The organism is Pseudomonas corrugata (assembly GCF_050920615.1).
In the GTDB taxonomy this organism is placed as follows: domain Bacteria; phylum Pseudomonadota; class Gammaproteobacteria; order Pseudomonadales; family Pseudomonadaceae; genus Aquipseudomonas; species Aquipseudomonas corrugata.
Genome location: NZ_CP130434.1, coordinates 1446894 through 1469390, shown reverse-complemented (window position 1 = coordinate 1469390; position 22497 = coordinate 1446894). Strand labels below are relative to the sequence as shown.

Annotated in this window: 18 protein-coding genes; 6 read left to right on the top strand and 12 right to left on the bottom strand. The window is 53.5% G+C overall.

Annotated features, from left to right (window positions below):
• Positions 1 to 2: 2 nt before the first annotated feature.
• The 3 genes from QZH45_RS06520 to treP form a co-directional block, all read right to left on the bottom strand.
• Positions 3 to 1226, bottom strand: coding sequence for a maltoporin (locus tag QZH45_RS06520; RefSeq protein ID WP_024778927.1), 1224 nt, complete (start codon positions 1224 to 1226; stop codon positions 3 to 5).
• Between the two features lie 139 nt (positions 1227 to 1365).
• Positions 1366 to 3009 (bottom strand): alpha,alpha-phosphotrehalase, encoded by a 1644-nt coding sequence (treC, locus tag QZH45_RS06515; RefSeq protein ID WP_055135795.1) that lies wholly within the window; start codon positions 3007 to 3009, stop codon positions 1366 to 1368.
• Positions 3010 to 3060: 51 nt separating this feature from the next.
• Positions 3061 to 4503: a PTS system trehalose-specific EIIBC component gene (gene treP / locus QZH45_RS06510; protein WP_053192657.1), complete on the bottom strand. Its 1443-nt coding sequence runs from the start codon at positions 4501 to 4503 to the stop codon at positions 3061 to 3063.
• Positions 4504 to 4747: 244 nt separating this feature from the next.
• Between treP and treR the strand changes: the two genes are divergently transcribed.
• Positions 4748 to 5452 carry a trehalose operon repressor gene (gene treR / locus QZH45_RS06505; RefSeq protein WP_024778924.1) on the top strand — a complete coding sequence of 235 codons (705 nt, stop codon included), beginning with the start codon at positions 4748 to 4750 and terminating at the stop codon, positions 5450 to 5452.
• A gap of 280 nt (positions 5453 to 5732) precedes the next feature.
• Positions 5733 to 7805 (top strand): TerD family protein, encoded by a 2073-nt coding sequence (locus QZH45_RS06500; protein ID WP_024778923.1) that lies wholly within the window; start codon positions 5733 to 5735, stop codon positions 7803 to 7805.
• Between the two features lie 429 nt (positions 7806 to 8234).
• On the opposite strand, the gene QZH45_RS06495 is transcribed toward QZH45_RS06500, so the two are convergent.
• The 7 genes from QZH45_RS06495 to QZH45_RS06465 all read right to left on the bottom strand — a co-directional run bounded on the left by QZH45_RS06495 (position 8235) and on the right by QZH45_RS06465 (position 15598).
• Positions 8235 to 8513: a type II toxin-antitoxin system death-on-curing family toxin gene (locus tag QZH45_RS06495; RefSeq protein WP_392397818.1), complete on the bottom strand. Its 279-nt coding sequence runs from the start codon at positions 8511 to 8513 to the stop codon at positions 8235 to 8237.
• Positions 8514 to 9237: 724 nt separating this feature from the next.
• Positions 9238 to 9408 carry a hypothetical protein gene (locus QZH45_RS06490; RefSeq protein WP_199275603.1) on the bottom strand — a complete coding sequence of 57 codons (171 nt, stop codon included), beginning with the start codon at positions 9406 to 9408 and terminating at the stop codon, positions 9238 to 9240.
• Between the two features lie 638 nt (positions 9409 to 10046).
• Positions 10047 to 11168, bottom strand: a complete 1122-nt coding sequence (locus QZH45_RS06485; protein WP_081036556.1) for an N-6 DNA methylase — start codon at positions 11166 to 11168, stop codon at positions 10047 to 10049.
• Entirely contained in the window at positions 11165 to 12160 is a 996-nt protein-coding gene (locus tag QZH45_RS06480; protein ID WP_081036555.1) for a hypothetical protein, read from the bottom strand. The genes QZH45_RS06485 and QZH45_RS06480 overlap by 4 nt, the downstream gene beginning before the upstream one ends.
• Positions 12153 to 14033, bottom strand: coding sequence for an ORC-CDC6 family AAA ATPase (locus QZH45_RS06475; protein ID WP_055135793.1), 1881 nt, complete (start codon positions 14031 to 14033; stop codon positions 12153 to 12155). Before QZH45_RS06475 ends, QZH45_RS06480 begins: the two co-directional genes overlap by 8 nt.
• A complete protein-coding gene (locus tag QZH45_RS06470; RefSeq protein ID WP_152980115.1) occupies positions 14033 to 14947 on the bottom strand; it encodes a phosphoribosyltransferase-like protein in 915 nt (304 codons plus the stop codon). Before QZH45_RS06470 ends, QZH45_RS06475 begins: the two co-directional genes overlap by 1 nt.
• Before the next feature lie 12 nt (positions 14948 to 14959).
• Positions 14960 to 15598 (bottom strand): dUTP diphosphatase, encoded by a 639-nt coding sequence (locus QZH45_RS06465; RefSeq protein WP_055135799.1) that lies wholly within the window; start codon positions 15596 to 15598, stop codon positions 14960 to 14962.
• A 779-nt stretch (positions 15599 to 16377) separates the two neighbouring features.
• Between QZH45_RS06465 and trbJ the strand changes: the two genes are divergently transcribed.
• The 3 genes from trbJ to QZH45_RS06450 all read left to right on the top strand — a co-directional run bounded on the left by trbJ (position 16378) and on the right by QZH45_RS06450 (position 19248).
• Complete coding sequence (gene trbJ, locus QZH45_RS06460) at positions 16378 to 17172, top strand: P-type conjugative transfer protein TrbJ (RefSeq protein WP_081036554.1); 795 nt, start codon at positions 16378 to 16380, stop codon at positions 17170 to 17172.
• 193 nt (positions 17173 to 17365) lie between these two features.
• Positions 17366 to 18931, top strand: coding sequence for a P-type conjugative transfer protein TrbL (trbL, locus tag QZH45_RS06455; protein ID WP_055135791.1), 1566 nt, complete (start codon positions 17366 to 17368; stop codon positions 18929 to 18931).
• Positions 18928 to 19248, top strand: coding sequence for a hypothetical protein (locus QZH45_RS06450; RefSeq protein WP_055135790.1), 321 nt, complete (start codon positions 18928 to 18930; stop codon positions 19246 to 19248). The genes trbL and QZH45_RS06450 overlap by 4 nt, the downstream gene beginning before the upstream one ends.
• Positions 19249 to 19699: 451 nt before the next feature.
• Here QZH45_RS06450 and QZH45_RS06445 read toward each other — a convergent pair whose 3' ends face one another.
• Positions 19700 to 20989, bottom strand: a complete 1290-nt coding sequence (locus QZH45_RS06445) for a replication protein (RefSeq protein WP_237140470.1) — start codon at positions 20987 to 20989, stop codon at positions 19700 to 19702.
• A 57-nt stretch (positions 20990 to 21046) separates the two neighbouring features.
• Positions 21047 to 21265, bottom strand: coding sequence for a helix-turn-helix transcriptional regulator (locus QZH45_RS06440; RefSeq protein ID WP_055135788.1), 219 nt, complete (start codon positions 21263 to 21265; stop codon positions 21047 to 21049).
• An 82-nt stretch (positions 21266 to 21347) separates the two neighbouring features.
• Here QZH45_RS06440 and QZH45_RS06435 point away from each other — a divergent pair, with 82 nt between their 5' ends.
• The gene (locus QZH45_RS06435; protein ID WP_055135787.1) at positions 21348 to 22298 is read left to right on the top strand and encodes a hypothetical protein; all 951 of its coding nucleotides are present in this window, start codon (positions 21348 to 21350) and stop codon (positions 22296 to 22298) included.
• The last annotated feature ends 199 nt before the right edge of the window (positions 22299 to 22497 follow it).

Here is a 22497-nt window from a genome sequence, read left to right as displayed (position 1 = left end):
GATCATTTCCACCAGTACTCGATCTGCACGCCCACGTTGGAGCCATGTCGCGCGCGGTCAAATGCGCCGGTGTCGGACAATGCCGACCCCGCCGCCAATTGGTTGGCCGCACGCTGGGCCGCTTCGTTCCAACTGGCGTAGGTGTAATAAAGCCGTATCTCCGGTCGAGCCCAGAACTCCGGCCCCTTGGGCGACCAGGTGGGTGCAAAGGTAAACTTGCTCAGCTTGCGCGTGCCGTCGCTCGCCTGCACTTGGTCATGGCCCAGTTCAGCCACCAGCTTGAACTGGTCAGTGATGGCATAGGCCGGGCGAACCCCCAGCGATACCCAGTCCTGGCCGCCGCCATCGCGGCGGATATCCTTCTGATAAACCGCCTGCGCCTGCCCACCGAAACGCGGCGTGACCTGCCAATCGAAGAATTCAACCAGACGATAGCTCTTGTTGCTGTCATCCAGGCCCGTATCGCCGGTATACCCCAGCCCGGTGCCGGGCCCCTCGCCATATTGCAACGCCAGCTTGTTCTTGCCACCCACAAAGGCCTGCTGCACATGCTGGGCGGTCAGCGCCCAGCCGCGATGGGCATCACGACGGGCCGCCTGGTCGATGAAGCTCAAGCCCAGTTCCAACTCGCCGCCGGGGTTGGTCTTGAAACCAGCCACGTTGAAATCATGTCGATTGACCGGATCCTTCTGATACAGGTTGTCCTTGCGCGAGAAGGCATAGCTGTATTTCAGCCCGCCAATGAGTACGTCCTCGATCCCGCCTCCGGTGGCGCTCTGGTTCCAGTAGTAAAAATCGGAAATATGAATGTCGTTACGTTTGTAGTAGCGCCGACCGGCCCAAAGCGACCCTCCGTTCAGACTGGGCATGTTCGACCACTGGGCATACATCTGCGGCATCCGCGCTGCGCCGTTGTCACCCTGGAAAGTCGGCGTACGGTCGTAACGGTTGTATAGCGATGCCATGCCGTCCACGCTCAACACCGAACCGTCATCGAGGGTGAGAAGGTCCTGGCGCAGTTCCAGTTCGCCATATTGCTCACATTCATTGCCCAATCGGTACTTGCTCTGTGCCCCGGGCAACTGGAAACAGGATTGCGATCGACCATTGGTTGCACTGCCGACGCCACTGCGCAAGTAGCCGGAAAACTCCAGCGCCTGGGCCGGGAATGGCAATGCCAGGCAGATACAGGACACCGCAAGGCCCCGATTTATTGTTGTTCTCATATGCCGCTCCTTGTTTTTTATTTTTGTAATGCGCTGCCCCCCCTTTGCCAGCCAACGAATGGACGATAAAGGGCCACACGGTGCGTCGAGCGCAACGTGATCGCTGTCAGGCGATGCCTGGGTCAGAACGGGCTTTGATTCAATCGCTCAGGTGCAGTACGAACGACTCGTAGGGCCGCAGGCGCACCCGTCGATCACGGTGCCCCCGGTCGTAGTTACCGATCACCCATCGTTGCTTCATGTCGGGGGTGATAATCCCGTCGGGCAACTCAACCTCGCAGTCACCGCCATGGCAATGATTGACGACCAGCAAACGCTCCCCCTGCCCCTCCCGCAGGTAGGCCCACACAAGAGGATGTTCGGGCAGCAACAGGCGGTAGACGCCCTCCTGGATCAAGGCTTCGCTACGGCGCAGGGCTATCAGCTGGCGGTAAAAATGCAGCACTGATGTCGGATCTTGCAGTTGATGTTCGACGTTGATGACGGCAGCGTTGGCCGGTACGCCGATCCAGGGCTCGGCCTGGCTGAAACCCGCGTTCGGTCCGGCAGTCCACTGCATCGGTGTACGCCCGTTGTCCCGCGACTTCTGCATGATCGCCGCCATGGCGTCGGCTTCGGACACCCCGGCGTTACGCTGGAGACGAAAGATGTTCAAGGTCTCGACGTCGCGGTACTGGTCGATGTGATCAAAGCCCGGATTGGTCATCCCCAGCTCTTCGCCCTGATACACGAAGGGCGTGCCTTGGAGGAAGTGCAACGCGGTGGCCAGCATTTTCGCCGAAGCCACCCGGTGCTCGCCGTCATTTCCGAAGCGCGAGACCACCCGCGGCTGGTCGTGATTACACCAGAACAGCGCGTTCCAACCGCCACCGGCCTGCATGCCGGTCTGCCAGTCGGACAAGATGCGTTTGAGCTGGAAGAAATCGAAGTCGGCTCGCACCCATTTCTGCAGATTCGGATAATCCACCTTCAGATGATGGAAATTGAAGGTCATCGACAACTCGCGCGAGTCCGGGCACGAATAGCGAATGCAGTGCTCGAGACTGGTGGACGACATCTCGCCAACGTTGATCAGGTCGAAACCTTCAAAGACCTCCCGGTGCATTTGCTGCAGGTAACGATGTACGTTCGGGCCATCGGTATAGAAACGCCGACCATCGGTGTGGTCATCAGGAAAATCAGTCGGCTTGGAAATCAGGTTGATGACATCGAGGCGAAAGCCCCCCACGCCCTTGTCCCGCCAGAAGCGCATCATCTTGAACACTTCGGCACGCACCTGAGGGTTATCCCAGTTCAGGTCGGCCTGGGTGTGATCGAACAGGTGCAGGTAATACTGGCCGGTCTGCGCCTCGTATTCCCAGGCCGAGCCGCCGAACTTGGATTCCCAGCTGTTCGGCTGGTCGCGCCAGATGTAGAAATCGCGGTACGGGTTGTCGAGGCTGCTGCGGGCGGCCTGAAACCAGGGATGCTCGATGGACGTGTGATTGACCACGATATCAAGCATCAACTTGATACCGCGTCTGCCGGCCTCGGCGATCAACAGCTCACAGTCAGCCATCGTGCCGTAGCTGGGGTCGATGGCGTAGTAGTCGCTGATGTCATAGCCGTTATCGCGCTGTGGCGAACGCAGGAACGGCGTCAGCCACAGGTAATCCACCCCGAGCCAGTGCAGATAATCGAGCTTGTCCACGACCCCCAGCAAATCACCGGTCGCCTGACCGCCGTGGCTGTAGAAACTCTTCGGATAAATCTGGTAGATCACCGAGCGTTGCCAGTCTTGCATGACGCGATTCCTTCAGTGCGGGCCCATGGCCCATCGTGGACAAGCCGGGTGTCAGGCGACGCGATAGCCGGGGCGGACGATCTTCATGCTCAACCCGCAGGTCAGCGCAAAGGGCACGGTCATGGCGATGACCATGCCGATCACGAACATCGGTATATAGTCGGGAACGATGGAAATGAAACCCGGCAGACCACCCACGCCGATGGCCGAAGCCTTGATCTTGTTCAGCGACAGGAAGATGCAGCCCAGGGCCGAGCCCGCCAGGGCGCAGTAGAAGGGAAACTTGTAGCGTAGGTTGACGCCGAACATCGCCGGTTCCGTGATGCCGAAATAGGCGGAAATCGCCGAGGTAGAGGCCATGCTCTTGTCCCGGGCATTGCGGGTCATGTAGAACACCGCCAGCGCCGCGCTACCCTGGGCAAGGTTGGACATGACGATCATCGGCCAGATGAAGGTCCCGCCCTGGGTCGAGATCAGTTGGAGATCCACCGCCAGGAACATGTGATGCATGCCGGTGACCACCAGCGGCGCGTACAACAGGCCGAAGATAGCCCCGCCAATCACCGGCGCGAGATCGAACAACGCCACCATGCCTTCGGTGATCAGGATTCCCAGGTGCCGGGTGACCGGGCCAATGATCGCCAGCGCCAGCACGCCAGTGACGACGATGGTGGTGATCGGCACGACCAGCAACTGGATGGCGTTGGGCACCCTGGCACGCAACCATTGCTCGATCACGCTCATGACATAGGCCGCCAACAGGATCGGCAGGATCTGTCCCTGGTAACCGACTTTTTCGATTCGGAACCAACCGAAGATATCGAAGTACGGCAGGCTCTGGCCATCCAGCCCCGCCACGGCCTTGCCGTAGTTCCAGGCATTGAGCAGATCCGGGTGGACCAGCATCAGCCCGAGCACGATACCCAGGATCTCACTGCCGCCAAAACGCTTGGCCGCCGACCAGCCCACCAACGCCGGAAGAAAAACGAAAGAGGTGTTGGCCATCAGGTTGATCAGGCTCCAGACACCGTCCAGGTTCGGGTATGCGTCGAGCAACGTCTGGTCGGCAATGAACATGCCCTTGGCGCCCAGCAGGTTGTTGACGCCCATCAACAGGCCGGCGATTACCAGCGCGGGCAGGATCGGCATGAACACATCGGAAAGGACCCGCACCAGACGCTGCATGCCATTGCCTTTCTGTGCGCCCTTGCGCTTGACGTCGGCGATGGTCGCGGCCGCCAGGCCGGTCAACTCGCGCAAGGCGGCATAGACCTTTTCCACTTCGCCCGGCCCGATGACCACCTGGAACAGTCCGCCAGTGAAAAACGAGCCCTTGACCAGGTCGACCTGGTTCAGTGTTGCACTGTCCACCTGTGATGCATCCTTGAGGGATAGCCGCAGGCGCGTCACGCAATGGGCTGCCTGCTCGATGTTGCCGACGCCGCCGAGGCTTTGCAGCAGCTCGCTGGCGATTCTGGGGTAATCGTGGCTCATGCTTTTTTCTTCCGCGTCGTTTTTGTTATTGGGAGTCGACAACACACGGAAGGAAAAATACTCGTCTGTACGAGTTAAAGCAACAACTCGTACAGACGAGTTGTAGTTTTTTATTGCAGCATTCCACTATCATCGCGAAACGCCCTACGCTCCTTGCTTCAAAAACCACAGTGGATTGGACAAGCCCCCCACTTCCCCCTTAAGGTTCCGCCCCCGGTGTACCGCGCGTTACAGAGCCATTTCCATGAGTAAATACAACCGGATCTACAGCGACCTGCTCGCCAGCATCACCACCGAACGCTTGGAGCGTGGCGCCCGCCTGCCTTCCGAAACCGAATTGATGGACAGCTACCAAGCCAGTCGAGGCACCGTGCGCAAGGCGATCGAACAGCTTCAGGAGCGCGGTTTCGCCCAGAAGATCCATGGCAAGGGCACCTTTGTACTGTCAACCTCCCCTATAGAATTCCAGCTCGGCGGCATTGTCAGCTTCCAGGAGACGTACCCGCGCCTGGGCGATGACGTCCGCACTGAAGTGGTCGAGTTCAGCCAACTGCCGCTGGAAGGTGCATTGCTCGAACACATCAAGGCCCCCGCCGGCAGCCAGGTGACGCGCATCAAGCGCGTGCGAAGAATCGACGGCAAACGGGTGATCCTGGACATCAACCATTTCGTCAGCGACGTGATCCCCGACCTGACCCGCGAGATCGCCGAGCGATCGATCTATGCCTACATCGAACAGACCCTGCAACTGCAGATCGCCTATGCCCAGCGCACCATCGAAGCCGTCCGGTGCAGCAATGACGACCAGCAACACCTCGACCTCGACGGCCAAAGCCATGTCATCGTGGTCAGCAACCAGACCTTTCTCCAGGACGGCCGGCAGTTCGAATACACCGAATCGCGGCATACCCTCGACAAGTTCTATTTCTCGGATGTGGCGCGGCGCTGAAATGAAAAAAACCGTGTGAATGTAGGTTCACACGGTTCTTTGTGTACTGACCGAGATGAACAGCTGGGAGTACGTTTCAAGGTATGTAACGGCCTGACACGCGGGGCGATCTTTCATAGAATGCCGACGTGGCTATGGAACACCTTCCTTCTTACCTCCTATGACTTAGGGGTTCCGCTCTCCACTTCACGCCTGCTACTTGCAGGCGTTTTTACGTCGACTGTAGACACTACGAACGAAGCATTTCATTCGAAGCGGCGACCAATGGAGTTGATCAAGCATGAATCAGGAGCTGTTCCTGCGTCGCCGTACCAAGGTTCACGTCCCCATGGGCGCCGGCGGTGCAACGCGCGCTCAGGTCGCGTCCGCTGTCCAGGAGGTCGCGACATTCCGATGCGCTCTGTCGGAGCCGCTGATTGAGCAAATCGGCATGCTGTCATCGACAGAGCTCTCGCACTGGCTACACGAAGTTGTCGGAGTGCTTCGCCAACAGACCGGCGCTCATGTGCACCACATGCCGCTTTATCCTGACTTCCCCGAACAAGTTCTAACAGCCTGCGAGGCGGAGTTGTACCTGACCGCCGTAATGCATTACCTCACGCTTCAACGTTTACCATCGATAGAACAAGCTCGACCTGCGATGCTCGAAGGAACCTTGATCTCCCGGATTATCGAACCGGGAAGCGTCTCTGAGTTCGAGTCACTGCTCGAGCCCCTGGTTTCATCGCGTACCTCACTCTCCGAGGAGGAAACTGCCGATGTCATCTGGTTTATCCGGGAATACAAGAACGATGTGTTCCGTCTACTGCCCGAGGCCATACCATTCCGGGAGGTTCGCGCACTGGTTGGCGGCGCACTGATCCAGTATGTAGCTCGCGATGCACGGGTGGGTGCATTCCTGGAGCGAAACGTCGAAACTGCAACAGATGTGCTACGACTGGCGGTCGCACTGAGTGGAGGAGACGTGTCCCTGGCAACAGCTTCGACACGTTTCACAGCAATGAAACGCGCAATGCGCCGTCTGCTGTTGCGCCTGCTCGATCGCGCACCCAACGCTGCGGAAGACGTGATGCGGCATGCCGAACGCTGGAAACGCCTGGCCGAAGTATTGCATCCGGGCGAGTACCCCAATAAATATCCACAAGCACTCGCCGCCATCACGGCAGCGCGTCGCAACGACCCGCCGGCCTCGTTTGGATCGCGTGTTGAAACATTGCTTGCCCAGCGTCAGATCACCGCGCTTACGCCCTTGCTACAGACTCGTCCTGGTGAATTCGCACGACGGCTGGATGTAACCTTGCGCCGCGCGACCGAAGCAGGCTCGGTACTCGACGCGTTCGAGGCTGTCGCAACACAAGTGGCCACACCTATCCTGTTGCAGGTACTGGCCCAGGTACGAGCCCCGCGCCCCCTGTCCTTGCGGGCCTTTACGCCGAAAGGGGCATTGGCCAAGGTCTACGGTATCGAGGATCGGCGTGAACCTCTTACACCCGAGGTGTTGGCACGCGCAGGCCGAATCTGCCAGGACGCTCTCGTGACGCGCTTTGCTTCGTTGCCGCCTCTCGGCCGCACTTTCATCGACACCGCGCTTCGCGAATATAAGGTCCCGCTGGCTCAGCGTGCCGCATCGAAGTCATTACGTACACTGGTGCGAGGCAGTCGGTTACCTATGCCTGACACGCGCTTCATTCGCCTGTTCCTATGGTGGAAGAACGGCCGTGAACGCACGGACATCGACTTGTCCGCCGCTTTTTTCGATACCAACTTCGTGTTCATGCAAACAGTCGCGTACTACAACTTGAAGGGTTTCGGCGGCTACCACAGCGGCGACATTGTTGACGCGCCCGACGGAGCTTCGGAGTTCATCGACCTCGACATCGATACCCTCGTCGAGAAGGGGATCCGCTACGTCGTTACGTCCATCAACTGCTTCACCGGACAGGCGTACTGCGATCTTCCCGAATGCTTCGCTGGCTGGATGGCCCGTGTCGACACGGCATCGGGTGAAGTATTCGAACCGCGATCCGTGATCGACCGTATCGATATCGCATCCAACACCGTGATCTGCCTGCCATTCGTGATGGACTTGCAGGAGCGGCGCGTGATTTGGGCCGATCTGGGACTCACGTCATCGCCTCGGTGGAACAACGTCCAGAACAACCTGAGTGGAATATCGTTGATGCTGCGGGCGTTGGTGCATACACCACGGCCAGATTTGGAAACGTTGTTCGATTTACATGCACGAGCACGAGGCGAACGGGTGGCTTCGTCGCAACAGGCACAGACAGTATTTGCGCTTGATCAAGGAATAACGCCGTTCGATACGGGCTTGATCCGATCCCAGTTTCTCTAACATCTAAAGCTGGTCAAACTCTGACATCCAAAGCACGACTCAACACCATTCGGTAAGGCCGTCTACTTGCTCGCGTACGGCCTACATCACAGGCATCGATCTTCGGTCCAGCATCCAATCCTAGCCGTGACGCTCGCCCTCATCCTCTCCAATAACCGCCGAGATCGGAAGGGTCCAAGACGCCTGATCTTGTTAATTGATGGTTTATGTCAGATAAATAGGATTATGAAAAAGAGATGCGTACAAAAATGACTATTTCCAACTGTCCAGTTAGCCTGGGGAACGGTCGGGCAATCGTCTGCATGGCCGTCATGTACAACTTCAGCCAGCAGCTCAGCTGCATATGATGGATTAGCCTGAAAATCTCTACCCTTGCCTCATCATGACTACGGCGAATCAAGTCAGTGAACCTGACAGGTCTTCCTAGTACTAAGCCTGATTTTGAGAAGCGCTAAAACAGGAGTAAAGAATATCAGCGAAATCATGCTCATTGATATCCCGGGTGACCAAATCCCTAACGGCATCAGCTAGCAGATCATTGTCCAGGGTAATTTCATAATCATTGAGCGAAAGGTACTCCAAGCCGACTGCAAGCCCGGTGCGCTTGTTAGCATCAGGCAGTGCATGGCCTCGTGCGATACTGGCAGTGTACTTGGCGGCAATTTCAAATACATCGTCGAGGCCATTATAGGCGATCGCATTGTCGATTCGGGCCAGCGCGCCTTACAAGACCGGAATATTAACTGCCCCTTTCATGCCGGGCTCGGTAGTCAAGATCTGAGTGTTTATTTCAATGACCCGTTCAAATGGAAAGAAGATCAATTCCATTACATGTCAGCCAGCTTCTGAAAGGTCTTCTTGTGAGTTCTGAGAACGAGCTTGGTTTCTGAATAAACGATTTGCTTACCCAAATCGCCACCCAAATCCAGCTTCTTGGTAGCTTTAATTTTAGGCCTCTCTACTATGGATACACCATAGGTGTTCAGCTTGTGGTTCATGGCTTGAGGACCCTCAACGGCTTGATCAATTTCTGCTCACAAGGTAGCACACCAAGAAGGAAGACACACCAAGCCATCAAGAGCGTCACCCCACTCCACCGAGCGGAGGCGCCTCCGCTGTAATTCCCGTCAGCTTGCCGGATTGCGTGCCGTGACAATCCATCCCGCGCCGTCGATCATCACCGACCGCTCGCCGGGGGCCCCGGAAGGCGTTCTGAACGCCGGAACTCCCAGATCCAAAGAACCAAAAGCCCGCAATTACGCGGGCTTCAGGGTATTTCTGCTAGGTGGCGCCGGACAATTCCGGCCCCCTAATCACTCCCACTCTATTATCAACATGAAACAAAAACCAATACTTTTCAACTAGTTAAGAAGCAAAGTTCTACTTATACCATGGAATATACCATTCCATCATACGCGCGGGAATTTTTGAATCAGCTCGACTGGCCCACTTCCGGGAGGAACGCCATGGCGATCTGCCTTAGTAGGATGGCCAGCTCGGCAGGGTCGCCGTTACAGCGTACCTCAGTCAGTAACTCTGCCGCATAGTCGGGACAGGACGCGAGCAGCTCGGCCATTGCCTCGTCGTGGGATCGATCTTTCATCTGTTACCGCTCACTCAGCTAAGCGTGCGATTCAAGTTTACATCCGCAATCTAGGGCTCGAGCGAGTCATGGATAAGCGAGCAGTTGAACCAATCCGGCAAGACCTGAGCTTAATCCTACGAAGAGTGCAATTCTGAAACGCTTCTGGTATGGCCGGTAATGGGAGCTCTCGATCTTCTTGAACTCGTCCTCTCCGATTCCAGCGTCGTTCCTCGCGTACAGGGCCATTTGCAAATAACGCTTAGCACTGTCCGGATCACGTTTCGCGTCAATGTAAAGTGAATAGTTCCAGTACGAAATGCCAAGCGCTGTTGCGCAAAGCGTCCATACAACGGCCTGAGTGATCAATCCTGATGTCGACACGTTGTTCCTTCCTGCCTAGAGAAGCCGCCAATGGCGATGCGAAAAATGCGGCTATTGATAACCTTGGCCCCGCGGTGGACCGAGGGCATGAGGTCACTTGGGTAACGGTGTCAGATCTCCCCCGAAGATGTCAAAATGTTTGGATAGGTAACGATTAAGATCGGCGAGATCACCAAATACTGCTGTTCGTTTCAGGCAACAGGCTGATAGCCAGACAGAGTGGATTCGCATGAAGTCACTGAGACAGATAGCATGCGATGGTGCCCATTCAATCGCTACGTAAGAGCGCGCATCCCCAATGAATTCAAGTGAGCACGCTCATAGTTATGAACACTCTTAAAATCTGAAACTTCCAACGCTGGTATCAATTCCTGAAAGTATGCCTCAGCTTTTTTGACTGTAGTATATTTAGCACCTGTCCCACCATAAATACTGGAAAAACCTGACCAGTCATTTATGATATAATTCTTAGCTGCTTTGAGTGTAGCCGAAGTCTCGAACTCAACTGCAAGTACGCAGTCCGAAAGAGCAACTACAATATCATCGTCTAAAAAGCAAACTTTTTCGGGCGTGACCATACCGACTCTAGGAAAAAGTAGCGCAGGCCCGCGGATGACAGTTGTCGATAACACCAAACCACCACGATCACTAACCCTAACTTTTCCACCGACAAGCTCCGTAGTATGGACCAGAGGGAACCCACCTTTGTTAGATCTCACGGAGTGCATTTGAACTCTACCTCTACGTACAACATTCAAAGCACCACTTTTGAACGAAGGTCGAGGAGCCTGGAAATCATCACTTGAGGATTTTCGCCTTATAACTACAATGGATGTTCGCGCAGCGGCATTTTTAAATGCCCTCATGTGATTATTGGTGACAATCTCAACGCTATACTTACTCTGAATGTGTGCCCACCCCTGAGAGTCACGCTCACTTGTCAAAGATCCGTTTGGAAGAATCGCGAGCATATAACCATCCGACGAAAGGTAATTAAGACTCAGATAAACGAACCGAGTAGCCAAACCAGACTTAAAGCTATTCCTATCAAACCATTCAACAGGTCTACGGCCACGCTCACTAAAAGGGGGATTTAAAAGAATTAGATCAATTGATCCTTTTTTAGACGCAAATTTAGTATGACTGTGCGAGGTTGCCTTAAGAAAATCGGAGCACGAAACTGACCATGCCTTATTACGACAAGCAAGCATTCTACAACTACTTTTATTCAGATCATTCGCGAATATCATCGCGGATGGCCATCTTCGAGCAGCCTTATATAACAGGCTGCCCTCCCCAGCCGAGAAATCAGCAATAGTATCAGGATTGAACCCTTCTGGAATGGACTCAACCATAGCCGTAGCTAATTCATTAGGAGTGTAATGAATATCAATCATCTAGCAATCGACCTACGAGAGCGGGGGACAGTACGGGACACATGGATAGAGGAAGAGTCGTCGAACAGAGCTGACACGTGATAAACCAATAACCTTGCGGTACCTCCAGTTCGCCCAGCTTTCCTGATAGGATGATCGTGTACTAGTTCAACGGCGGTAGAGCTAGCCAATGTAAAAAGAACGGCCCCAAGAGCGTGGGGCTTGGTTCCGATCAAGGCTATCTTGAGTGCTCTGCCTTGATTATCTTCAGAAATTTCCTCTAACAAATAATAGCAACTGAAAGGGCAATTCGCTGGTGCGTATCTGACAGCTTGCCAAGCGGAGGTTTCTGTTAAAGCACCCTTGTTACCAACATAAGTTTCAAAGACATACCAAGGTTTAAACCCTGGCGATCCGACGATAGGAGTGATGTACTCGTATCCAGGTTGGATTTGCTCAACTATATACCTGAGCCTTGGCCCCTCGAAACCCAATAAAGGAACAAACGTAAAGAGATCGCTATTCCTAGACGACAACGTAGCAAATCCCGGCAGAGGCGATATACCCTGTATACTAGTACTCAAATCATATATTTGACCTTCAACAGGTGCAGCGCTTCGTGAATACGCATCGGGCTCGACGTACACCACAAGCACTTCAAGCTTGGCAAGAATTGCGGATTTTAAAATTCCTGCCCAAACAGAATGAGTTAATCCTGTGATATCTAAGTAAACCTTCGCACCAGGCGTCAACTGCGCCCACAAAGTCTTTACATCTAACTCTGAACGAAGTGATATCGAGGAGCTTTCGCCCTTCACCCTGAAGGAAATTTGAGTCTCGTCGCATATCTCTATCAGTTTAACATTTTGAATTGAAGATGCCCACGCACTCGTATGAGACGCTCTCCGCTCGCCGGTTAAGGCAAAGATGTAGATGCTGTTTTCTTCAGGCCGAAAATCTTCCGCCCGGTCGAACGTATCCGTTAATATTGGAAGATCTTTGGTCTCACGCATAATAAGATCCGAACAAGCTGAGTTGATCAGGAAGATTCAAGTCGTCGCTTCGATTGCTTTGCGACAAAACCTCTTTAATCGTTTCCTTAGGGCGCGATATCAGACCAAGGATCTGTTGATCACTCAGTAAGAATTTTCTTTTTTTCCTATGACTAAAAACAAACAATGACGAAAAAATAGGGTGAAGTCGATAGTCATAATCTGCCGTATCGCCCTCCGACATCAACTTATTTCCAGGGGACCGGACAAGTGCGAGATGCATCACAGCTTGGTCCAATATTCTTTTGACTTGATCTGAACAATCAGGCCGAGCAGAATCCTGCTTAATATGAAATTGATTGACCTCTGGAGCATGACCCCGCGCATCAGATGCCATAACTTGCAAGACACGGCCAATGCTTAATACAAGCTTAGTAAGCTTTCCGCCCTCAACACTCAGCCCTTCCAACTCTGATAAATTTTTCCTCGCAATTTCCTCTGCCGCCTCGGTTTGAGATTTAGGAGAGATAGGACTTTGAGGCGTACCATCATTTTCCACATGCCGTATAAAGGCTGCATGAACAAGCTCAAGGAGATATCGTATATTGCCGTTGGATAAAGACACATAAGTATCCCAACCTGCGTAATACTTGCTAATTCCGCGCTTACCCTTCCTAATTGAATATAACGATGCATGGAAATGGTTATCCAGGCGATGTTTCCATTCAGATTTATTATCTAACCAAGATTTCAAATTTTGACAAAATAATGCATCATCGTCATTAGCCATGTAGCTTAAGAAATATAAATAACCAGGTTCTATTTCATTTGCATCGCTAACGAGCGTAGGTGGCGCAATTTTGGACAGCCTGTCTTTTAGCTTTTGTACTCCGTCGTGCCCAAGCAGTATTTCGGCTTCTTCCAGCTCGGTCATAGCTGGCAACAGCTGCTGAGGTGTGGCGATTACTGAAGTTTCATCCGAAAAGGCACTGATTATCCTCTGCCGGATTACCGACTCCGCAAAAGCTGGAAATCTAGTGTCATTTAATCGATCAGCAATGCTAATACGTGCATAGTCAGCTGGGGATGTAAGCTGTTCATTCGGATTTAAAGTAGCTCGCTGCCGCCATCCGAGCTCCCTGACGCCAACCTTAAATGTGTAGTCTGTATTGGCATGTTTTATTATCGTGTTAAGAACCCGTTGCTGATAGTCTTCGAAGTTTTCGAACTCATCTATCAAAAAGTAAAATTGCTTACCTTCAAGCTCCTGCGATGCAAGCAGCGCTCTGGCCAACGCATCTAGTGGGGCTCCTAACGTCGATATCCGTTCAGGGGGGTTATCTACCACTGTATTTATCAGAGATTCGAAATCTAATATAAGATACTCAATCTCTTCCGCTAAATCTTCACAAGAGTTTATATCCTCAAGCCCAAGTGTAGCAGCTACTTTCCTTAGGTCACCAGATCGAACCTGAATCTCACCCCCACCGTTCAGCTTAAACCAACTAACAAAATCCAACATTTGCTGACAGAAAATAAGGTTGACATAATGCCCAAAGTAGGAAGACCACTTATCCTCTGTCAGCTCCGCGCCTCTAAAAGCAGTAACCCTATTAGTATTAACCCGATAATATAAACCGTAGAATGGCCAATCTTTAACCGGAATAGTGTTGCTAGATAAGGCTTTCTGGCCTTGATACGACAAACCTCGCAAAACGGTTGTTTTTCCAGTGCCTCGGCCGCCAATTAGAACACAAGGACGATGAGTTCTCAGCTCATCAAAATAGGAGGGTTCATTGAATAGTGAGAAAATAGCCTCATTTAACCATTCAGCCTTATATAACCCCAATGTCTTACTTAGTCGTTGAGTAGTATCAAGCGGCTCTGAAGTCATCACAATGCACCTTTCTTTAGTAACGGCTTCCAGCCATTCAACTGACTATAAAAAATTGGAAGCGTGGCATCAGGAAAACCGTGGGAGAAAGCAAGGGCAAGCCCTAGCTTATGAAAGCCTCGCCAGCACCCCTCCCCGCCATCGTTGTCGGGAATCCCAGCGCGAGCGCTCGCAGATCGGACGAACTCAGGGCCCTCAGTTCGCATATCCTCCCGCCAAATCGCAGAATCATTGCTAATTGCACTTTGTCGGGATGTATAAAAGTGCGCCGGTATTATTTCAACCCCACCACAATCCCTAGCAATATTTCCTTTACCTAATTCGGTACAGATAACTGGGCAATATAGAAATCGTACCGCGCCCCCAATCGACGCGTATATTTCTTTAAACGATGAGGTTCCCCCGCCTGCCACTGGATAGGCTCTTTTCCACGTATCAGAAAACTGATTTCCTGAACCTACAAAATCGTCAACAAACAGTACGTTGGCCATGCCACCTGATGCCAGATAATTAACTGCTGCTCCCGGAGCGGCTATCCTGCCCTCATCTAACAGCAGCACGTCTCTAGCTAGCCGAGAGAATGCGAAGCCGCTGTCAGCATCCGTGGGAACTTCCCCAGTGACACGAACCACCACTAAAGACTCAACAAAACTAGTCCACTGCAAACGTGCATTGGACAAGTCGTTTTTATCTGTCACAACTGTTTGAGAAACACTTAAAAACGCGCTCCTGAACATTTGCTTAACTAGCTCATCGGCAAAAAAAGTGAACCCCTCTAACAACCTGAGTGCATATGGCAGCTCATCTTGTGTAAAGTTCGAGCACCAGCCTACAGGATCAAAATTCCCCTTTTTTGGCCATAGGCCCGTTGTAACCAGGTAGCGCCATTTATCTACAGGCAATACGACGTCCATGTGCGCCCCAACTTAACAGTTAGACTTATAGGTACTTTCTAGCTCAGCATATAAATTTGAGGCAAAGTCAGGAGAACCAATAGTCAAGCGGCTAACAATTTCACTTAACCAGACATTATCTTCTTTGCCGTTCCAGACTTTTATGTAGCTGCCGCTTTTATAGCCATTATCCTGTCGAAAAGCATTAAGTACATTTTTACCAACATACGAGGTATACAACTCACTGGCACCTAGGCCTACAATTTTCGCCAAATCAACAAACGACGACAAGGCAAACGATTTAGTCTTCAAAGTTTCAGTCGCAAACTCCTCAACCGACGACAAAATTTTCGCCTTCGATTGAGCATCATTAACAGCTGCTATGCCACCTAAAGCATTACTCACAACTTCAACCGCATCGGCAAAACTCTGGGACTGAACCAAAATCTCGCTCAACCCAAAATGCCAAATGTCAACTAGCTCTAATCGCATCTGTTGAATATCGGGCTCTTGAGACTTCCACCATTTCCAGCCCACGTGATCCATCAACTCAGCGCATTCAGTCCAGACTGCTCTATACCAAGGGTTATTCTCATCACGCCAAGCGTTATTAATTTTACTATTTATCGCATCTTGTAGACGCAACATAATTTCCGCTTGGTTACGTTCCATGCTTACACTATCCATCATAACCCTCGGCTCTCATCATATGGATCCACGCGGCGATGTTACCACTGGTTGAATTGTCCGTCTGCATAAGATAAGCGCGCCCGGCGCGTTGCCCGCGACCCGACGCTGAGTAGGCCTATCAACGGTCGAACGCGCCTGTTTAGGCCATGGGGTAATGGCAGCCGACGGAGCAATTCCAGGCTCGTCGACGCCCCCCTAGATCTCGCCCTCAACCACGTCAGTAACCCAGACCTCAATGCCACGTCGGCGAGCCCGTGCTTTTTCTTTGGTGCTGCCTGTAATAGCTCTACTGTTGTTGCTGTGCTTTTTCGCCTTAAGACGCGGTAGCGGCTTTGCGCGTCGCAGAGCAAGATGCCGTCGAACCGCAGGTGAGTAAGGTGGCGGTGTTGAGGGGGAGCAGGCGAAGCCTGTGGACCCACAACACACATCTTGCCGTCCGAATAAACGCAGTTCAAATAAATTTAAGACAACTTTCGACTCCTTACAGCATTACACCGCCAAAAACCTTCTCAAACTCAAGCTTTTATACCTGAGTTGCCTTGAGTTGCGTTGAATTTCGCTAAATTGCACTAAATTGCCTTAATTAAACACTGTCACACGCAATTAAGAACGCAGACCAAGGGCGCCTCCCCCTGTTGATTTCGGTACACTTTCGGGACTTTCCAAGCGAGTGAAGGCGGATAGAAAACCATCCGCATATTTATAACATCTCCATATCAGTGAATAATCAAAACTCGAGCGTCACAGATGAGGAGTTCGATATGGAGCTGGAACCAGGAAAACCCTTGACTTATGCTTCCCGAAAGTCAGGTCGAAACGTAAGGCTTGCTATCGCGCTGGCAAGTACATTCGTCGGAGTGGGTATATACACTGCGCCCTTCCCTACTTACGCCATCTATTGCGCAAACTGCTCGACGTTCTATCAACAGATGTTTGAGTATGCCGAACAGGTCAACACAGCACTAAATACGGCAGAGCAACTTCAAACTCAGATACAGCAGTACCAAAACATGGTCACACAAGGCACTGGGCTACCCAACTCGATGTTTGGGAGCATCGCTGCCGACCTTAAAAGCGTGGTCAACATTTATCAACGTTCGCAGGCGTTGGGCCGTCAGATTGAGAACATGGATGCACAGTTCAATGCTGCGTTTCCAGGCTTCGAATCCTACCTTCAACAAGTGGCAAACTCGGCAGAAACTCCGATGCGAGATCGTTATAAAAAATGGTCGGAGCAAGGCCGCGACAACGCCAAAACGGCAATGGAAGCGGCGAACCTCAACACCAGCACTTTCCAATCGGAAGACGCCCTGCTCAACCGCATGGTGGCACGCTCGCAAACCGCCGTGGGGCGCATGCAAGCTATTCAGGCGGGCAACGAAATAGCCTCCCAGAACGTGCAACAGCTGCAAAAGCTTCGCGATCTGGTGGCCACGCAAATCAATATGCAGGGTAATTACATGGCTCAGCAGGGCGACCGAAAAGCCGCTAGCGAAGCAACCGAGCAGCAGTTTGAAGCGCGCGAAAGCAAACGCGGCGGTGTGAAGGGGTACTGAGGATGGTTATCTCGAAATGGCTAATGACCCTCATTTGCGCCGGGGCCGCGATATTGGGCTCAGTTGTCACTGTGGTCATTCAAAGCGATAGCGACTGTGCAGTGGCGTCTGAGCAACAGAGAAAGCTGCATGACGCAGATGCTGATTTTGAGGCACGTCCTAACTCGCGCGGCGGCGTTAAGGGGTACTGATTATGGAACGTCGCCTGCTGTTGTTTATTGCCCTAGCAAGCATGCTCTTGGCCGGAAATGCGATGGCTGCAACAGACCTGGCCCATGCCGACACCTCGGTTCAGGGCCTGCTAGATCTTGTTTTGCAGCAATCTCACCAGTGGTCAGGAAAGTTGTACGACTACGCCATAAGATTATTTTGGCTGCTCGCCACCATCCAGTTCATCTGGACGTTTATGCCTCTGGTCATGAAACAAGCTGACTTGGGCGAGATAGTCGGAGCGCTGCTGCGTTTCATCATGGTGATCGGTTTCTTCCTGGCGGTAATGACCTACTCCGTGGAATGGTCGACAGCCATTGTTGACAGCTTCCGCGACGCGGCCGCATCGGCGAGCGGTCTTGGCCGAGCGTTAGAACCCGGCGATATGCTCGCGGTAGCCCTGGACTTCGGCCGCACTATGGTGAAGGGTATTTCAGTGTTCTCTCCGGGCAAAGGAGTTCTGATCGCAGTATGCGCAGTACTGGTCTTGGCGTGCTTCGCCTTTATCGCAGCGTTTATGTTTGTGACGCTCGTAGAGGCCTACGTAATCATCAACGCGTCAGTGCTGTTCTACGGTTTTGGCGGCTCGCAATGGACACGCGATTTCGCGATTGCGCCCATGCGGTTCACCGTGGCAATCGGCGCGAAGTTGTTCGTCTTGACTCTGATCGTCGGGCTGATCGTACAGTCGGCCAAAGAATGGTTAGCTGCCTACACCAACGACGAAGCCTCATTGATGACAATGGTCGGTTTAGCCTTAGTATGCTGCTACCTTACGAAGACTATTCCTGACCTAATCGGCGGCATGATTAGCGGCACATCAATGGGAGGCGGCTCGGCCATTGGTGGGATGGCAGTGGCTGGTGCTGCCGGGGCGGCAGCTGCTGCGGCCACTATCGCCACGGCTGGGGCTGCCGCTCCTGCAGCTGGTGCTCTCGGTGCTTCTGGGACTGGCGTTGCCGCCGGAGCCAGTGGGGCTGGCGGAGGTCTGGCCACCTCGATCAACTCCAGCTTTGCCGGTGCGCCTGCGGCGAGCGCCTCCAGTGGCGGTGCAACCGCTGGCATCGGTGCGAACACGGGCGGACAAGCAGCAGCCAAAGGAGCAGCGGCGTCCGGTGCTCGAGTAGGCGGCAGCGCGGCCCCACTACAAATGGCGAGCAGCGCTAAGCAGGCCACCGAGCAGGCTGGAAAAAATGCCCAGGGCAGCAATGACAAAGGCCAACAAGCGCCACAGCAAGGGAGCGTCGTCAGTTCCGGCAGCGCACTTTCCCAAGCAGCCAATGGCGGAGCAATGGCACTCGGGGTGATGGCCTCAATGGCCGTGCCGGGCATGGAAAACGCGCACTCTTTTTCTCTTGGTGCCGGCTCTTCATCACCAGCTTCTGATGAGTCCAATACGACCGTTCAGCCCCAAAGCGGAGATGCTGCAGAAGCAGAGTCCAACCTTATCCGTCCGGCCTCTGAAAGCAATGTCACCCCCGGCCAACTGACATCTCTAAATGTGCCAGGAATGGCCTCAAGCAACGACCAACCGGAGAAACAACCATGATGGCAATTTTGAAGTTCGCAGGATTCGCCGTGTTCGCATCAACCACCGCAATCGCCTTGTGGGCGCTCGGTAAGTGGCTACGGAGCAAAGGCCATGGACCATTGCTCGATAGGCTGGATCAACAATGGACTGCTTTGCAGCTTCGGTTAAGTCCATTTGCCATGTCAGCTTCCTATCGGATGTTTTGCGGAGCACAAGCCTTGAATCGCCTACCACTGCTAGGAAGTAAAAATAGTGTCGCGTTGAATCAGCAAGTTCTGACAGCTATACGAGTTGCGCAGGAGGCTCAGCGACGGAAGGATCACGGCAATCGCTGACCACACAGAACCCTGCTTGAATGCGGGGTTTTCTTTTTCAGACTCCCCCAATATGAAGGAGCTCCGATTCACAGCCGCCTAGTAATACGCACGGACCTGTCTCAGCTCGCCCTATCACACCTGCTGCAAGCCATTAAACTGCCCTCGGCACCGGGGGCTTATGTCGCGCGATACCTCGATCAACCGGCATCGGGGTCACACAGATACAGAGCGCCCGCCATACCAGCAGAACAGGTACTGACGGCGCAGATCAAAAGCTCAGAGGCTTCGCCATTAGTAATACGGACGGATGTGGGACACCCGTTGAGGCTTTGCCATTAGTAATACGCACGGGTTCTACCCCACGGACCTAGTACACCCATCATCGCCAACCTGAATCAGGGTGAATGGGCGCCATCAAAGGCACGGAGGCTTCGCCGTTAGTAATACGGACGGACATGGGACGCTTGGCTCAGCTGCCTAGATAACGACCTACGGCCGACTTGCTCACCCCCATCTGGGCAGCTATATCCCTAACGCTCAACCCCCTGGTTCTTAGCGCTTGGGCTTGAGCACGGCGGCCCTCTGCTGCTTTCAGGAAGGCTTCGCGGCTGACGGCACCAGCGGCACGCCTACGTGCCTCCTGCCGCGCCCTATCACGCTCTAGCGTTATCTCAGAGCAGATGATGGTTTTAAGCTGCCGCTGCTCATCTGTGGATATCCCAAACAGGTTTATCAACGTGTCATTTTTGGGCGTATATAGCGGCGGGTAGTCCTTGCCCGCGAAGCTGACACGTTCGCCTGATTCAAAAGCCCTAGCCTTGCTGAACAGAGTCATGAGCTCCTTGGAACGGCTGTTCCACTGCGGATCGAGTTCGCGGGCCAGCGCTGCGGCTTCGTGGTACATCTGCTTGCTGTTGGTCGCCCCGGACAGCAGCAGGAAGTTGAGCCGCCAGAATAGGTGCTGCATCCGGCTGCCTTCTCCGACGCCGCCGCGCAGCTCGGCCAGCTTGCGCAGGTCTTCGAGGCGATCCCAAGCAAGCTGTCGGCCTGAGAATCCGCGCAGATTGTTGGCTTTGTTTCCGGGCACCAAAAGGAAAGGCTTTTTCTTGGTTCGGGTCTCGACCTGTTCCTGCCGTTGCTGCTCGATAGTCCAGCGGGCCGCCGGTAGCAGTGTCTCGGCCAGATACTCGAAGTTATAGCGGATTGGCTGGCCATCGGTTCCCGTCTGGACGTGAACCACGCGGCAGACCTCACCGCTCTTGCTGTTGACCGTCTCTACGGTACGCAGCACGCGGCTAGCGTCCTTGGCCATGGAGTCGGCGCCGACGTGGGCTAGGCGATCCACAAGGTAGCGTTGGCAGGCGTTCCAGCGGGGTAAGGCTTGGCGAGGTATCGTGCCCTCAAGCAGCCATTTGGCTTGTATACCTCGGCCGCTGTAGATCAGTATCGAGGGCGCTGGCAACCCTGTGTCGGAACAGAAGAACAGCACCGAGGCGGCCAGCTCGTCGGGCTTACGGCTGGCCAGCGCGGGCACGCGGTAGGTATCTAGGTCAGCGAACAGCAGCCCCAGCCGCAACAGATTGACGACACGCCGATTGGGCCGGATGAACTCAGCCTGCGAAATCCAAGTGTCAACCTTTTTGTCCAACAGATTGAGCACCTTTGGCATGTCGGCCAAGCGATGAGAGGACTGCCGCTTTCCACCACGAGAATCCACAAGCAATGAGAAAAATCCGCTCCTATTACTATCGTGATACATCTGCGCCTCGTCCCCGGGACTGAACAGCGCAAGCTGCGGGATAGCACCCGGCACCGCTTAGACCGCCCTTCCCGGCCTACGCGCTGGGCCTCCCTCCTTGCATGTATCTATCCACTGTTCAACCTCAGCCAAATCCCAAACGACCTTGCGGCTACTCAACGCAATTCGGCGCGGGAACTTGCCCTTCATCTCAAAGTTATAGATCGTGCGCTCACACAGCGGAATCATCGTCAGGAGCGTCTTTTTGTCGATGAGTTTTCTATTCAATGTATGCATTGCTAGGCCCTGCCAGTCACTGCGAATGAGTGCCTGATCGTGCCTTTGGGTGCCTATTGCTTCGACGGAATGATTGGCTAAAATGGTTGACATGAAAAAACAATCAACCATAGCCATTTGGGAAGGGTGTAACGCCACCGTTGCAGAGGCGATAGAACAGTTCCGTGACCGATGGAGCGCCTACTCCACGGCCTCGAAACGCTATCCAATCGCAAGGCTAGTAGAGGAGCTAATCGACCCGGCCGTAGCGGCGTACGCCAAAGAGATTCCTGCGCGCTACCAAGGGCATATACCCGGAGCCGGTACAGGCGTGGCGTTCAGTGCGATCATGAAACTGGTAGGGTTTCCCGCCATGATCCGCTTGCAGCGCCAATTGCTACGCGCGTTTGTTCTGAGCCACGACCAACAGTCGAAGAAAGATCGCAGCTTTATTGCAACGCTTGAGACGCTGATTGAGTTGGTGATGGCGTGTAAGCGCAAGAAACCGTCATCTGAAGCTGTAGGCGGCTTAAACAACCAGCGCTTGAAGGGCTTTTGTAGGTTCTGTGGCACTCAAGCCGAGCTAGCATCCTTCGTTACTGGAGAAGGTCAGCGCGACCCCGACGAGCACCTACGTTTGAGCAACCTTTACTGCACAACTCATCGTCCAAAGACGCATGATGGCAGCTGGAATCCCGCGTACAGGCAAGCAAAAAGGTCCGTAGCGCAGTTTGACCTTGAACTGGCGAGATTGAGCAGGCAGTGCGCTATAAGAGCGAAGCCTCAGGCGAAATCAGGTGACGAGCTTGTCGACTCATATTTCTTCCAGTACATGCTCAGCCTGACGGTACAGGTGGCCGATGAATCTGAGCTCAGAAATATCGCTCGCCTCATGGTCGACACACGGTTTTCTGATCGTAAGAAGCAAATACTTGTGCTTCAGAAACTCGGTTTTAACCAGTCAGAAATTGCGCGAAGGTTGGAGATCGAGCGCCAGGCAGTATCCAAAGCTCTATGCTCAATTCCTGATTGTTTTCGCCTTCCTAGAGCGTGAGTGCGCCAAGCTGCGTAGTTACACACTCGCGATCAAACGCTTGCATTCGACTGGACGAGCCTTTCGCATGGCTAGGGGCGCAAGCGGCTATCCGTGACTGGCAGCTATCGGCCGAAAGCGGCACTAAGCGGAAGGCAAGGTTTGACCCATCGCTGCCTGTCGCGAAGGCCCCCAGTCGCCCCATAGCAGCCTATCGAAA

Bases quoted from the DNA above. Each gene is read 5' to 3' on its own strand.
- trbL (WP_055135791.1), top strand. From the start codon at position 17,366: ATGGAACGTCGCCTGCTGTTGTTTATTGCCCTAGCAAGCATGCTCTTG.
- trbJ (WP_081036554.1), top strand. From the start codon at position 16,378: ATGGAGCTGGAACCAGGAAAACCCTTGACTTATGCTTCCCGAAAGTCA.
- QZH45_RS06445 (WP_237140470.1), bottom strand. From the start codon at position 20,989: ATGTATCACGATAGTAATAGGAGCGGATTTTTCTCATTGCTTGTGGAT.
- treP (WP_053192657.1), bottom strand. From the start codon at position 4,503: ATGAGCCACGATTACCCCAGAATCGCCAGCGAGCTGCTGCAAAGCCTC.
- treC (WP_055135795.1), bottom strand. From the start codon at position 3,009: ATGCAAGACTGGCAACGCTCGGTGATCTACCAGATTTATCCGAAGAGT.
- QZH45_RS06480 (WP_081036555.1), bottom strand. From the start codon at position 12,160: ATGCGTGAGACCAAAGATCTTCCAATATTAACGGATACGTTCGACCGG.
- QZH45_RS06475 (WP_055135793.1), bottom strand. From the start codon at position 14,033: ATGACTTCAGAGCCGCTTGATACTACTCAACGACTAAGTAAGACATTG.
- QZH45_RS06490 (WP_199275603.1), bottom strand. From the start codon at position 9,408: ATGAAAGATCGATCCCACGACGAGGCAATGGCCGAGCTGCTCGCGTCC.
- QZH45_RS06520 (WP_024778927.1), bottom strand. From the start codon at position 1,226: ATGAGAACAACAATAAATCGGGGCCTTGCGGTGTCCTGTATCTGCCTG.
- QZH45_RS06500 (WP_024778923.1), top strand. From the start codon at position 5,733: ATGAATCAGGAGCTGTTCCTGCGTCGCCGTACCAAGGTTCACGTCCCC.
- QZH45_RS06450 (WP_055135790.1), top strand. From the start codon at position 18,928: ATGATGGCAATTTTGAAGTTCGCAGGATTCGCCGTGTTCGCATCAACC.
- QZH45_RS06465 (WP_055135799.1), bottom strand. From the start codon at position 15,598: ATGGAACGTAACCAAGCGGAAATTATGTTGCGTCTACAAGATGCGATA.
- QZH45_RS06435 (WP_055135787.1), top strand. From the start codon at position 21,348: ATGGTTGACATGAAAAAACAATCAACCATAGCCATTTGGGAAGGGTGT.
- treR (WP_024778924.1), top strand. From the start codon at position 4,748: ATGAGTAAATACAACCGGATCTACAGCGACCTGCTCGCCAGCATCACC.
- QZH45_RS06470 (WP_152980115.1), bottom strand. From the start codon at position 14,947: ATGGACGTCGTATTGCCTGTAGATAAATGGCGCTACCTGGTTACAACG.
- QZH45_RS06440 (WP_055135788.1), bottom strand. From the start codon at position 21,265: ATGCATACATTGAATAGAAAACTCATCGACAAAAAGACGCTCCTGACG.
- QZH45_RS06485 (WP_081036556.1), bottom strand. From the start codon at position 11,168: ATGATTGATATTCATTACACTCCTAATGAATTAGCTACGGCTATGGTT.